Consider the following 14,364-nt stretch of genomic DNA (forward strand, 5'->3'; position numbering starts at 1 on the left):
GTTTGAAAAATGATATGATAAAATTTATGCTATAGTGTCGGGAGAGTGATGTACAAGTGAGTAAGCGTGACTATTATGATGTACTTGGCGTTGGTAAAGATGCGTCAAAAGAAGAGATAAAAAAAGCTTATCGAAAATTAGCTAGAAAATATCATCCAGATGTAAATAAAGAAGCAGATTCGGCTGATAAATTTAAAGAAGCAAAAGAAGCATACGAAGTGTTAAGCAGTGAACAGAAGCGCGGACAGTATGATCAGTTTGGCCATTCTGGTCCACAAGGCGCTGGATTTGGAGGGGGAGCACAAGAATTCTCAGGTTTTGGGGATATTTTTGACATGTTCTTTGGTGGTGGTGGACGCCGCCGCGACCCAAATGCTCCACAGCAAGGTGCCGATTTACAATATACGATGACTTTAGATTTTGAAGAAGCAATTTTTGGAAAAGAAACAGATATTACTATTCCAAAAGAGGAAACATGTGATACTTGTTCTGGATCAGGTGCAAAACCAGGAACAAAAGTTAATACATGTTCCCATTGTAATGGTTCTGGGCAATTAAATATGGAACAAAACACACCATTCGGACGTGTTGTTAATAAAAGAGTTTGCCATTACTGTAATGGAACCGGTAAAATTATTCCTGATAAGTGTTCTACATGTCACGGAACTGGTAAAGTGGAAAAAAACAAAGAGATTCATCTCTCAATCCCAGCTGGAATTGATGAAGGACAACAAATTCGCGTTCCTGGAAAAGGAGAAGCTGGTGTAAACGGTGGTCCATCCGGTGACTTATATGTAGTAATTCAAATTAGACCGCATGAATTTTTCCAGCGTGAAGGCGATAATATTTATTGTGAATTACCAGTTACGTTTGTTCAGGCAGCATTAGGTGATGAAATGGAAGTACCCACGGTTCACGGTAAAGTAATGTTGAAAATTTCAGCAGGAACTCAAACTGGTAAGACTTTCCGATTAAAAGGAAAAGGAGCTCCAAACGTTCGTGGTTATGGTCAAGGCGATCAACATATTAAGGTGCGGATTATCACACCTACAAAACTTTCTGATCGTCAAAAAGAATTATTACGAGAGTTTAATGATATTGAAGGAAATAAATCGATTGATGAGCAAGAGGGATCGTTTTTCCAACGTTTTAAAAAAGCTTTTAAGGGTGAATAACGGTGTTACTTTAACACCGTCTACATATTTTACACTGATAAAAAAGTATAAATTTTTAGCGGATATCAGTATAAGTGCGTGTTCAAAAGTCGCCGAATTAGAAATAAGGTCGACAAAGAGCGCAACGTCCTCGAAAATAAAAAACAATTTTCTTCGTGCGATGTTTTTTCAGGGGGAGCTTTCCTTATCCTGTTGCAAAGTCGACATTAGCACGGCCTGTGCGTCAAGGTCGAGGCACGAGAGTTTTGAGGACCGGACTTGCGCGTGTTGTGCTGACTTCTACGTTGTCCACAGGACGTGGACGGTTTTAGTAGAAGTTCCTCTATGTCCTTAATACGTGAGGACCGGAAAAACCGAGCAACGAAGAGATTCGCCATTTATCATTTGGTGACTTTTTGAACATCCTCTATAAGTGCAATAAGGCTTTCGCCATTAATTCTTGGCGATAAGCCAAGTCTTCTAACGAAATGAGTGGGTCTAATTGAAATGGTCGGAAATTTGCGTGCATACAACGAATGAAGCAATTGAACCAATTTCGAATATACTTCATGAAACAGGTGCCAGCGGTGTAGTGATCGAGGATCCTATTGATTTAATTACAGAGCGAGAAGATAAATTTGGTGAATTATATGAGCTTAATAAAGATGAATACCCAGAAGAGGGTGTATATATTAAAGCCTATTTGCATATAAATAGTTTTTTAGGTGAAACAGTAGATGAAATTAAACAGGCCGTTAATAATTTATTGTTATACGATATTGATATAGGTAGAAATACGATTACATTAACTGAAATTAATGAAGAAGATTGGGCCACGTCTTGGAAAAAATATTATAAACCGGTTAAAATTTCTAAAAAAATTACAATCGTACCTACGTGGGAAGACTACAAACCCAAATCACCTGATGAAATAGTTCTTGAGCTAGATCCAGGAATGGCCTTTGGAACAGGGACTCATCCGACAACAGTACTAAGTATTCAGGGTATTGAAAGATATATAAAAGAAAACGATGAAGTTATAGATGTTGGATGCGGATCTGGTGTTTTGAGCATTGCTTCTGTATTACTTGGTGCAGGAGAAGTTTCTGCATATGATTTAGATGATATAGCGGTGGAAAGTACAAAGCTTAATGCAAAATTGAATAAAGCAGAGAAAAAAATTAGTGCTAAGCAGAACAATCTATTGGATAATGTCAATAAACAATCTGATTTGATTGTATCGAATATATTAGCTGAAATTATTGTTCGATTTATTAAAGAAGCCTGGGATAACCTAAAGCAAGATGGTTTATTCATTACTTCAGGAATTATTCAGGCTAAAAAAGACCTTGTAAAGGATCAGCTGCAACAAAATGGTTTTTCTATTATAGAGGTTAATGAAATGGAAGACTGGGTCTCTATCGTAGCCAAGAAAAGCGAAAGCTGCCGTTCAACAACGTATGGACTGGACTGACCTGTTCAAGATAAAGGAAAGCCAATTAAGGACGTTCGACTAAGAGCGCCACGTCCTGTGGCAACGTCGAACTACCCTACATCCTCGAAAAAGAATACCGCTTTTTCTTCGTGCGATGTTTCTCAGGGAAGTATTCCTTGTCCTGTAGGGCATTGAGCTTGACTTATTGAAGATCAGGGAGGGAAGTCCACTAGTTGTTGGTCGCTGTAGCTAGCCAAAAAAGTATTGAACTAAAAAAGTGGGTGTTGCAATTGCAACGGTATTTTGTCCCGGAAGGTAATTGGCAGGATGAAAAACTGATAATTTCTGGTGATGATGCACATCATGTAATAAGAGTGATGCGCGGGAATATAGGCGATAAAGTGATTTGTAACCATCCGAGTGGATATGCTGTTTTTGGTGAAATAGAATCCATTGATCAGCATAATGTAACAGTTTTAATTACTGAAAGGTTGCGTGAAACTGTCGAACTACCAGTTCACGTTACGATCGCTCATGGTTTACCAAAAGGCGATAAATTAGAGTATGTATTACAAAAAGGAACAGAACTAGGCGCATCTGAGTTTATTCCTTTTTCGGCAGATCGATCAGTAGTTAAGTGGGACGAAAAAAAAGCCGCGAAAAAGCTGTCTCGTTTTGCTAAAATTGTTAAGGAAGCTAGTGAGCAAAGTCACCGAAATCGGATTCCAAACGTTACACCAATAATGAGTATTAATGGCTTAATTGATGAGACAAACGAATTTGATGTAAAAATTTTTGCTTATGAGAATGAGGCAAAAACAGATCGTTTTGTATCATTCGCTTCCGTTTTGTCACGACTCAAGACAGATCAACAAATAGTAGTCTGCATTGGTCCAGAAGGTGGATTTTCGGATAATGAAGTTACGTTATTGAAGAAAAACGACTTTCAATCTGTTCGTCTTGGACCAAGAATTTTACGAACTGAAACCGCACCATTATATGTATTAGCAAGTATATCTTATCAATTTGAAGAATTGGGGTGCTAGGATGCCAACAGTAGCCTTTCATACATTAGGTTGTAAAGTGAATCATTATGAAACAGAAGGAATATGGAATATGTTTAAAGCGCAGGATTATGAGCGCGTGGATTTTGATCGTCAAGCAGATGTCTATGTGATAAATACATGTACCGTAACAAACACAGGTGACAAAAAAAGCCGGCAAACAATCCGCCGTGCTGTTAGAAAAAATCCAGAAGCTGTCATTTGTGTGACGGGATGTTACGCACAAACATCTCCAGGTGAAATTATGGAAATCCCTGGTGTGGATGTTGTGGTAGGAACACAAAATCGCAAAAAAATGATTGGATACATTGAAGAACATTTAGAAACGCGCGAGCCAGTAAATGGTGTTACAAATATCATGAAAAACCGCGTATTTGAAGAAATGGATGTACCTGAATTCACAGATAGAACTCGTGCTTCGTTAAAAATTCAAGAAGGTTGTAACAATTTTTGTACATTTTGTATTATCCCATGGTCACGGGGCTTATTACGTTCTCGTGATCCAAAAGATGTTGTGATACAAGCACAACGCTTGGTTGATGCTGGTTACAAAGAAATTGTCTTAACTGGGATTCATACTGCTGGTTACGGAGAAGATATGCAGGATTATAATTTTGCTAAACTTTTACAAACACTTGAAACAAATGTAACCGGGTTAAAGCGGATTCGTATCTCCTCTATCGAGGCGAGTCAAATTACGGATGAAGTAATTGAAGTTCTAGATAAATCAGAAAAAATTGTTCGTCATTTACATGTACCATTACAATCTGGGTCTGACACAGTCCTTGATCGTATGCGTCGTAAATATTCCAGTGATTTTTATTATGAAAAGGTCGAGAAAATTAAAAAAGCATTACCTGGTTTAGCAATTACATCAGACGTAATAGTAGGATTTCCAGGTGAAACGGAAGAGGAATTCATGGAAACCTATAACTTTATTAAAAAAGTTGGTTATTCTGAATTACATGTCTTTCCATATTCGCAACGTACAGGAACTCCGGCAGCAAAAATGAAAAATCAAGTAGTTGATGAGATCAAGAATGATCGCGTACATCAGTTAATTGAATTGTCGAATCAGTTGGCGAAAGAATATGCATCTAATTATGAAGATGAAGTAGTGGAAGTTATTCCAGAGGAACGATCAAAAGACGATGATAATCCTAATATGTTAATAGGATATTCCGATAATTATCTTAAAGTTAGATTTGCAGGCACGGATGAAATGATAGGGAAAATTGTACGTGTCAAACTAGCGAAGGCAGGATATCCATATAATGATGGAACGTTCGTACGAATAATGGATGTCGATGCCACTTCTAAAATTGTTTAACCTTTTATTGCCCGGTAATTACCGGGTTTATTTTTTTTTAGCTTTTTATACACGATAATGCTATTATAGTTCAGAGGTATGAATAACTTTATAAGAGAGGGCGTAGATGATGACAAGAGATCTTGCAAAATACATTGATCATACGCAATTAAAACCAGATACAACAGAAGAAAAAATAAACAGCGTTATTCAAGAAGCGAAGGAATATAAATTTGCATCTGTATGTGTGAATCCATTTTGGGTGAAACATTGCTTTAATGAATTAAAAAATACAAATGTAAAGGTTTGTACTGTTATTGGCTTTCCTCTTGGTGCAACAACGACTGAAACAAAAGTTTTTGAAACAAAAAATGCAATTAATAATGGTGCAACAGAAATAGATATGGTGATAAATGTTGGAGCACTGAAATCAAACAATGATTCATTTGTAGAACAAGACATTAGAGAAGTTGTTTTAACTGCAAAAGGGCACGCTTTAACAAAGGTTATTATTGAAACATCTCTTTTAACTGAGGATGAAAAGACTCGCGCTTGCAAACTCGCAAAAGCTGCAGGTGCTGATTTTGTGAAAACGTCTACAGGATTCTCCGGTGGTGGAGCCACAGTAGCAGATGTTAAGTTAATGCGTGAAACGGTTGGACCTGAAATAGGAGTTAAAGCATCTGGTGGTGTTCGTGATTTAGAAACTACTGAGAAAATGATTAATGCTGGTGCAACACGAATTGGGGCCAGTGCTGGAATCGAAATTTTAGCTGGAAAGCAAGGTTCTTCCGATTATTAAACGAATAGAATAAAAAACTGCTAAAAATTAGTTGACCAGTTTGTGACAATATATTATACTTATTTAAGGCATGTGATATCTATATTTGCCTGAATAATCCTGTTTTATCTTCGGAGGGAGGGAAATCAGTATGTCAAATACAACTCGCGTTCGTAAAAACGAGTCAATAGAGGATGCTCTTCGTCGATTTAAAAAAAGTGTGTCAAAAAGCGGTACACTACAAGAATATCGTAAGCGTGAACACTATGAAAAACCTAGCGTTAAACGTAAATTGAAATCGGAAGCTGCTAGAAAGCGTAAATTCTAAAGAGGGTGCAATAACATGACATTACTAGAACAGTTAAATACAGATATGAAACAAGCGATGAAAGATAAAGATAAAGAAAAGCTTGGAGTCATTCGAATGGTGAAGGCGTCTTTGCAGAATGAAGCGATTAAGCAAGGTAATGATTCACTTTCAGAGGATGATGAATTAACTGTATTGTCTAGAGAGTTAAAGCAAAGAAAAGATTCCCTCCAAGAATTCAAAGCTGCTGGGCGTGATGATCTTGTATCCAAACTTGATGTAGAAATCAGTGTGTTACAAGCATACATGCCAAAACAGTTATCTGAACAAGAATTAGAAGAGGTTGTTCGGAATACAATTCAAGAAGTTAATGCAACATCCAAAAAAGAGATGGGTAAAGTAATGAGTGCTATAATGCCTAAAGTAAAAGGTAAGGCCGATGGTTCAAGTATTAATAAGCTTGTACTAAAGCATTTAGACAATTAACACATCACTATAAATGTGAAATTAGAAAACCCTTGTCGGTACTTACCGACAAGGGTTTTCTAATTAAAAGTTGGTTTCCTGGTTTAAAATTGTGATACTATCAAAATAGTTACTTTTTAAACATCCTCTATATGATAAGTTTAATGAAACCAAATAACTAACTAATCCGTATAACCTAGTAAGCTGAAGGGGGTGATTACGTATGTTGTACAAAAGACTTAGTACATATCTTGCTTTAGTATTTATCATTATCGTTGGTCTATTGTTTTATGAGAATAATGCAGTTGCCGCCGAATCCTCAGGTGAAGGAGAATCAGTATATATCATTCCAATTGAGGATACGGTAGAGCAAGGTTTAAAATCCTTTCTTTCAAGAGCAACGGAAACAGCGGAGACCGAGGGTGCTGATTATATTATATTTGAGGTTGATACACCTGGAGGGCGTGTAGATTCAGCTGGTCAAATTGCAGAGATTATACAGAATTTAGAGACACCTACTGTCGCTTTTATAGTTAATAAAGCATTATCAGCAGGATCATACATTGCCCTGAATACTGATACCATTTATATGAAGCCTCATGCTACTATGGGTGCTAGTGGTGTTATCAACCAGGATGGTACGGCGGCTAATAAGAAAGCACAATCGGCATGGTTAGCAGCTATGAAGAGCGCAGCGGAATCTCAAGGAAGGGATCCAAAATATGCAGCGGCTATGGCCGATCCTGAAATTGACTTACCAGAGCTAGGAGCACCAAAAGGAGAATATTTAACATTAGGACCTAAGTCAGCGGTAGAGGTTGGTTATGCTGCTGGTATAGTGGAGGATCGCGTAGAACTTTTGAATGAACTAGGGTTGCAGCAAGCCACAGTTGTAGAAATGGAACCGACCTTTACAGAAAAACTAGCCAGGTTTTTTACTAACCCAATTGTTATACCGATTTTGTTGTCCATTGCTAGCTTGGGTTTAATTGTAGAAATTTTTTCACCTGGATTTGGTATACCTGGTATTTTGGGAATATTGTCATTAGTATTATTTTTCTATGGCCATGTTGTAGCTGGTCTAGCTGGAATGGAAGCTATTGTCTTGTTAGTATTAGGTATTATTTTAGTATTAGCTGAATTTTTCGTTCCAGGCGGAATTGTAGGGGTATTGGGAATTGGTTGTGTTGTAGCCTCCTTGTTTATTTCTGGTCAAGACATTGGACATATGACGATGAGTATTGGAATAGCATTTCTTATTTCAATTATCGCTTCTGTTATTTTGTTTAAAAGAATAGGTATGGAAAAAGGAGTTTTCAGGCATATCATCTTAAAGGATAAAACGTCTACCGAGCTCGGTTATGTTTCAACAGTTAATCGCCTTGAGTTAATTGGACTTGAGGGCAAAGCATTAACACCATTACGCCCTTCAGGTTCAGCAAGTTTTGATAATGAACGATTAGATGTAGTTTCTGAAGGTCGTTTTATTCAAGAAGACCAATCGATAAAAATTGTTAAGGTTGAAGGTTCTCGTATTGTAGTTAGAGAAATATAAAACAAATAAAAAATTGGAGGAATGAACATGGATTTAGATCAATTAATGCCGTTTATTATTATTGGTATTATTTTAATTGTAGTAGTTGTATTGTTTACCTTTATCCCAGTTATGCTGTGGATTAGTGCTTTAGCAGCAGGGGTTAAGGTTGGTATTTTCACTTTGGTTGGTATGCGTTTACGTCGAGTAGTTCCGTCACGTGTAATCAATCCATTGATTAAGGCATATAAGGCAGGTTTAGATTTAACAACGAATCAACTGGAAAGTCATTATCTAGCTGGAGGTAATGTCGATAGAGTTGTCAATGCATTGATTGCAGCACACAGAGCAAATATAGAGTTGAAATTTGAACGAGGTGCGGCAATTGACCTTGCAGGTAGAGATGTACTAGAAGCAGTGCAAATGAGTGTTAACCCGAAAGTTATAGATACTCCTTTTATTGCAGGTATTGCAATGGATGGAATTGAAGTGAAAGCAAAAGCACGTATTACAGTTCGGGCAAATATCGACCGTCTTGTTGGTGGTGCTGGTGAAGATACAGTTATTGCTCGTGTTGGTGAAGGTATTGTAAGTACGATTGGTAGTTCAAACACACATGCAAAAGTATTGGAAAACCCAGACAGCATTTCACGCACAGTATTGGATAGAGGGCTCGATGCTGGAACCGCATTTGAAATTTTGTCGATCGATATAGAAGACATTAATATTGGTAAAAACATCGGAGCTATATTGCAAACTGACCAGGCACAGGCTGATAAAAGTATCGCACAGGCAAAAGCGGAAGAGAGACGCGCAATGGCTGTTGCACAAGAACAAGAAATGGTGGCGCGAGTTCAGGAAATGCGTGCATTTGTTGTAGAAGCTGAAGCAGAGGTTCCAAAAGCACTTGCCGAAGCATTACGCTCAGGAAATCTTGGTGTAATGGATTATATGAATTATAAAAATATAGATGCTGATACAGATATGAGGGATACAATTGGTAAGCTATCAGAAGAAAACAATGATGATAGTGATAAATAATACCTGTCAACGGAATTCAGGAGGGGTATAATGGAAGCCATCTTTGATACACTTTTTGGAAATATACTCGTACTATTAGCTATTGTTGGAGGAATTGTAGGGTTTATAAAAGATAGAAACAATAAAGAAAAAGAATCAACTAAACCATATTCAGTACCCAGACCAACTCAGAAACCATCAGGTGGTGGAAATCTAGCTAATCATATGGAGGTAACTGAAGAACAAACGAAAAGCACAGTATCAACTACATCTTTACGTGAGCAATTTGATGCGTCAACACATCGGGCTATTGAAGGCGGAGAGCATGATGCAATAGCTGAAGGTATGGTTGGTAAATCATCATCTAGTTCGAATAAGAATAATCGAATGAGAAAGCAAATAAGCAACAATTTATCAAAACAGGGATTAGTAAATGGAATTATCATGTCTGAAGTATTAGGCCCACCACGAGCAAAGAGGCCATATAGGAGCGTACTTACAGAACGAAGAAAATAATTTAAAAGAAGTTGTTCAAAAAGCCTTCCAGGGTAGAGTTTTATACTCAATATACTGGAAGGCTTTTTTATGTTCTTATTTAAGGCTTTTATTCATAAATATGAGGGGAGAGGAGGTTGCACCTTTGTCAAAAAAACACCAACGATTCCTACCTTGGATCATGAATCAATTTGCGCTTCCTTCTGATATAGTTTCTGACTTACCAAGAGTTACAATACTAGGTCAACTTCATGTATATATAGAAAATCATCAGGGATTAGTTGTCTATTCTGATACAGAACTTACATTAAAAACCCGTACAGGATTGATAAAAATTTCTGGATCTGGATTTGTACTTAAAATGATGCTACCACAGGAACTATTACTAGAAGGAACAATTAATGATGTAACGTATATCACCGGCTAAAAAGGAGGTAGCAATGAAACAAATACAAGGCTCATTTCTAACAGGTTATGTAACTATTTTGATTGAAGGAAACAACCCAGAGCTATTTTTACAGCATTGTGTTGATCATGAGATATTGGTCTGGGATATAAAAAAAGCATCACATACTTCGTGTAAGGGTAAGATAAAATTACAGGATTTAAGTGAGGTAGAAGCATTACTTAATGATGATATCTATACCATTACAGTAACACATGAAAAGGGTTTACCACTCATTGTAAAAAAACTAATTGGCAGGAAAGAACTTCTTTTCAGTATAGGTATATGTTTATTGTTAGTTTTGTATTTATCGAATATTATATGGGACATTAAAATTAATGGAGTGCCAAAAGATATAGAAAAAAAAATAACCAAACAATTAAACAGTTACGGAATTCATACTGGTGCCTTAGGTTTCTCCATTGATTCCCCAAGTAGCATTCAACAAAGATTACTCCATGATATTCCTGAACTCTTATGGGTAGGGATAGAAAAAAAGGGGACAACCTTTCAAATTGAAGTTGTAGAGAAAACGATTGTAAAGAAAAAAGAAGTAAAAGGACCAAGTAATTTGATCGCTACCAAAAAAGGTGTGGTCAGCTATATATATATATCAAAAGGGATGCCTAAGGTAAAAGTTAATGATTATGTTGAGCCAGGAGATGTACTGGTTTCAGGTAATATTAGCGAGGATAAAGAAGACCCTATTTTAGTTGAAGCAGAAGGTGAAATTATAGCAAGAACCTGGTATGAGGTTTCCGTTACTGTACCACTTGAAGCGGAATTTCAAGAGTTAACTGGTGAAAAAGATAAAAAACTGTATATAGAATTAGGCGATTTACAAGTGCCATTTTGGGGTTTTGGATCGAGCGAATTTGAACATGTACAAGCAGATATTAACCGAACACCGATACATTTTTTTAAATGGGAGCTTCCGATTAATATAGTTGAATCCATTAACCATGAAAAAACGTATAGAAAAGAAAAGCGCTCAAAAGACGATGCAATTGAAATCGGCATCGAACAGGCTAAAAACGAATTATTATTACGCCTTGATAAAAACGCAACTATTATTTCCGAAAAAGTTTTGCAAGAAAGTACTGGTAATGGTAAAGTGAAATTAACCTTATATTTGACGGTAGAAGAAAATATTGTAAAATCCGTACCTATAAATCAAGGAGATTGATTATGTCGACTAACCTAAATACAATTGATTTACATTTAACAAATTCAAATGAAGCTTTAGCATTATTTGGAACAAACGACAAAAATTTAAAACAGATTGAGGATAAACTTGATGTATCGATTGTAACAAGAGGAGAGAAAGTGAGTGTGTCCGGTTCAGATGATGCAAACACTTTAGTTCAAGATATTCTACTATCTTTACTGACCATAATTCGAAAAGGGTTAACAATAGCAGAACGTGATGTAGTTTATGCCATTGAGCTTGCAAAAGAGGGTAAAATAAATCAATTTGAAACTTTATTTGAAGATGAGATTACAAAAAATGTAAAAGGAAAACCAATTCGAGTAAAAACGTTAGGGCAAAAAAACTATATCGCCGCTATAAAAGCAAACGATCTTGTTTTTGGGATAGGCCCAGCCGGTACTGGAAAAACATACCTAGCAGTGGTAATGGCTGTGCATGCATTAAAAAATGGAATGGTAAAACGGATTATTTTAACGCGCCCTGCAGTGGAAGCTGGAGAAAGTCTTGGTTTTCTACCAGGTGATCTAAAAGAAAAAGTAGATCCATATTTGCGTCCTCTATATGACGCGTTGCACGATGTTTTAGGTGCTGAGCATACTTTGCGTTTAATAGAAAGAGAAACGATTGAGATTGCCCCACTCGCATATATGAGAGGACGTACGCTTGATGATGCATTTGTCATTTTAGACGAGGCACAAAACACGACACCAGAACAAATGAAAATGTTTCTGACTCGTCTCGGATTTGGATCGAAAATGGTCGTGACTGGTGATGTGACACAGGTTGATTTACCAAAAGGAGTATCTGGATTGCGAAAAGCAGACCAATTACTATCCAGAGTAAAAGGAATAGACTTCATACACTTAACACAGACAGATGTTGTAAGACATCCATTGGTACAACGCATCATTGAAGCATACGAAAAATCGAATAAAGATAGTTAACTTATAAATAAGCCCCACCAAGGTGATGAGGGCTTATTTCTACTACCTGAGGTGAGTTAATGATGAAACTACGAAACTTTATAAAGTCGTTAGTAGCCCTTAAAACAAAATGGATTTCAATCGTTGTTCCTATGCTTGTTTTAGGGGTCTTATTTTTTCTCATGACCTTAAATAATGTACATACAGAGACGTATGACATAGAACGATTTAGTAGTGCAAATGAGACCATTCGTTCACCAATTACAATTGAAAATGAACAGGAAACAAAACGTAAAACCAGGGAAACGGTTCAATCTGTAGATGATCGGTATGATATATCAAAAGAAATAAATGAAGAACAAATTAATTACATAAACGAAATTTTTGATGCAATTGCTAAAGTTGAGGAACAAAAATCAAGTGATATTCAGGAATCAGAGCAAGAAGACGGGGCCATTATTTTATCTAGCCAGGAAAAAGTTCAACATCTTCAACAAATTTTATCACCAGAAATTGTAGATTCCATAGACAAGGGTGTATTACTTCGTTTAGTGGAAGCATCACCAAATGAGCGAAATGAAGGTGAAAAGGTATTTATTGAATCTTTACGAGAAGTGTTAAACAATGGTGTCCGTATGGAAAATGTACAAAGTTCTACAAATGAAGTTAAACAAACGTTAACCTACTCAAAGTTAGATACTGATGTAAGACAAGCATTAATTACGTTAAGTGAATTTGCTGTAGTTGAAAATTCTTTTTATGATGTAGAAAAAACGTTAAACGCCAGAAAAGAAGCAGCAAGTAATGTAGATCCAGTCGTTATTCGTGCAGGGGAAATTATCGTCCGAGAAGGCCAAACTATTACGAATGAATTATATGAAGAGTTAAAGCTGGTTGGATTATTAAATAATGAACGAAATGTTTACCCTGTTATAGGATTGGCTTTATTAATTCTATTGATTGTTGGTGTTATTACCTATGAAATGTACCAGTTAACGAAACAGGGCAAGATAGATAATGGCAAGATTGCATCGATCTTATTAATCAGTTTTATTGTCGTGTTAATGATGAAAGTTGTTAGTTTATATGCAACACAAGTTAATCAGTTATTTTTTGTTGCACCGATAGCCACGGGTGTGCTGCTTATCAAGCAACTAATAAATGAACGTTTTGCTATTGTACTTGGTGGATTATATGCCATTCTAGGAAGTATACTATTTAATAGTCAAATACCTGGGTCTTTAAATGTTGAAGCTGGTATCTATTTCTTCTTTTCCCAGTTAGCAGGGATAATCTTCCTAATGAATGTAAAAGACCGCTTGGCTATCTTAAAAGCTGGTTTTGGAATGAGTATTGTTAATATTTTAGCTGTATTACTATTTTTATTTCTATCCTTTGAAAAATATACCTTAAGTGACTTATTTATTCAAACAGGATTAGGATTTGCAGCAGCAATTCTTTCGGTTGTATTCACGATAGGCTTACTTCCGTTTTTTGAAACGGGATTAGGTATACTATCAGATAGTAAACTGTTATCGCTAGCAAGTCCAAACCAACCTTTATTACGAAAAATATTAACAGAAGCACCAGGAACTTATCATCATTCTGTAATGGTAGCTAATTTAAGTGAAACTGCATGCGATGCAATTGGAGCTAATGGTCTTTTAGCTCGAGTAGGCGCTTATTATCATGATATAGGGAAAACAGAAAGGCCACACTACTTTATTGAGAATCAATTATCAATAAAAAATCCACATGATTCGATGAAACCAAAGCACAGTGCTGAAATTATTATTAATCATCCATATGATGGGTCAGAAACACTAAAAAAGCACAAATTCCCTAGGGAAATAATTGATATCGCAAAAGAGCATCATGGAACAACATTGCTTAAATTCTTTTATTACAAAGAGAAAAAAACTAATAAAGCAGTAAAGGAAAAGTCATTTCGATATCCAGGCCCAAAACCAAAAACGAAAGAGGCTGCTATTATTTGTATCTGTGACTCGGTAGAAGCTGCCGTCCGTTCATTAAAGGAGCCTACTGAAGAAAAAATAGAAGAAATTGTTGCATCGATTATCAATGATCGCTTAATGGATGGCCAACTAGATGACAGTCCATTAACATTATATGAATTAAAAGAAATCCATCGCACAGTATGTGAAGCGTTAAAAGGTATTTTCCATTCAAGAATCCAGTATCCAACTAAGGAGGCAAAATAG

General features: G+C 36.4%; 14 protein-coding genes. All 14 read left to right on the forward strand.

What is annotated here, in order from left to right; genetic code table 11:
• Positions 1–56: 56 nt before the first annotated feature.
• Positions 57–1,175, forward strand: a complete 1,119-nt coding sequence (gene dnaJ / locus CFK40_RS09220) for a molecular chaperone DnaJ (RefSeq protein WP_089532034.1) — start codon at positions 57–59, stop codon at positions 1,173–1,175.
• A gap of 481 nt (positions 1,176–1,656) precedes the next feature.
• A complete protein-coding gene (gene prmA / locus CFK40_RS09225) occupies positions 1,657–2,628 on the forward strand; it encodes a 50S ribosomal protein L11 methyltransferase (protein WP_089532035.1) in 972 nt (323 codons plus the stop codon).
• A 251-nt stretch (positions 2,629–2,879) separates the two neighbouring features.
• On the forward strand, positions 2,880–3,635 hold the full coding sequence (locus tag CFK40_RS09230) for a 16S rRNA (uracil(1498)-N(3))-methyltransferase (protein ID WP_089534343.1): 756 nt from the start codon (positions 2,880–2,882) through the stop codon (positions 3,633–3,635).
• A gap of 1 nt (position 3,636) precedes the next feature.
• Positions 3,637–4,983 carry a tRNA (N(6)-L-threonylcarbamoyladenosine(37)-C(2))-methylthiotransferase MtaB gene (gene mtaB, locus CFK40_RS09235; RefSeq protein ID WP_089532036.1) on the forward strand — a complete coding sequence of 449 codons (1,347 nt, stop codon included), beginning with the start codon at positions 3,637–3,639 and terminating at the stop codon, positions 4,981–4,983.
• Positions 4,984–5,092: 109 nt separating this feature from the next.
• The gene (deoC, locus tag CFK40_RS09240) at positions 5,093–5,764 is read left to right on the forward strand and encodes a deoxyribose-phosphate aldolase (RefSeq protein ID WP_089534344.1); all 672 of its coding nucleotides are present in this window, start codon (positions 5,093–5,095) and stop codon (positions 5,762–5,764) included.
• Positions 5,765–5,894: 130 nt separating this feature from the next.
• Positions 5,895–6,071: a 30S ribosomal protein S21 gene (gene rpsU / locus CFK40_RS09245; protein ID WP_089532037.1), complete on the forward strand. Its 177-nt coding sequence runs from the start codon at positions 5,895–5,897 to the stop codon at positions 6,069–6,071.
• 15 nt (positions 6,072–6,086) lie between these two features.
• The gene (locus tag CFK40_RS09250; protein ID WP_089532038.1) at positions 6,087–6,536 is read left to right on the forward strand and encodes a GatB/YqeY domain-containing protein; all 450 of its coding nucleotides are present in this window, start codon (positions 6,087–6,089) and stop codon (positions 6,534–6,536) included.
• A 202-nt stretch (positions 6,537–6,738) separates the two neighbouring features.
• A complete protein-coding gene (locus CFK40_RS09255) occupies positions 6,739–8,070 on the forward strand; it encodes an NfeD family protein (RefSeq protein ID WP_089532039.1) in 1,332 nt (443 codons plus the stop codon).
• Positions 8,071–8,097: 27 nt separating this feature from the next.
• Positions 8,098–9,090, forward strand: coding sequence for a flotillin-like protein FloA (floA, locus tag CFK40_RS09260; RefSeq protein ID WP_089532040.1), 993 nt, complete (start codon positions 8,098–8,100; stop codon positions 9,088–9,090).
• 30 nt (positions 9,091–9,120) lie between these two features.
• On the forward strand, positions 9,121–9,585 hold the full coding sequence (locus CFK40_RS09265; RefSeq protein WP_089532041.1) for a hypothetical protein: 465 nt from the start codon (positions 9,121–9,123) through the stop codon (positions 9,583–9,585).
• 124 nt (positions 9,586–9,709) lie between these two features.
• A complete protein-coding gene (gene yqfC, locus CFK40_RS09270) occupies positions 9,710–9,991 on the forward strand; it encodes a sporulation protein YqfC (RefSeq protein WP_227001903.1) in 282 nt (93 codons plus the stop codon).
• Positions 9,992–10,004: 13 nt separating this feature from the next.
• A complete protein-coding gene (yqfD, locus tag CFK40_RS09275) occupies positions 10,005–11,195 on the forward strand; it encodes a sporulation protein YqfD (RefSeq protein WP_089532043.1) in 1,191 nt (396 codons plus the stop codon).
• A gap of 2 nt (positions 11,196–11,197) precedes the next feature.
• On the forward strand, positions 11,198–12,163 hold the full coding sequence (locus CFK40_RS09280) for a PhoH family protein (RefSeq protein WP_089532044.1): 966 nt from the start codon (positions 11,198–11,200) through the stop codon (positions 12,161–12,163).
• 59 nt (positions 12,164–12,222) lie between these two features.
• Complete coding sequence (locus CFK40_RS09285; RefSeq protein WP_089532045.1) at positions 12,223–14,364, forward strand: HD family phosphohydrolase; 2,142 nt, start codon at positions 12,223–12,225, stop codon at positions 14,362–14,364.

Origin of the sequence: Virgibacillus necropolis, from assembly GCF_002224365.1 — a bacterium.
GTDB lineage: Bacteria > Bacillota > Bacilli > Bacillales > Amphibacillaceae > Virgibacillus_F > Virgibacillus_F necropolis.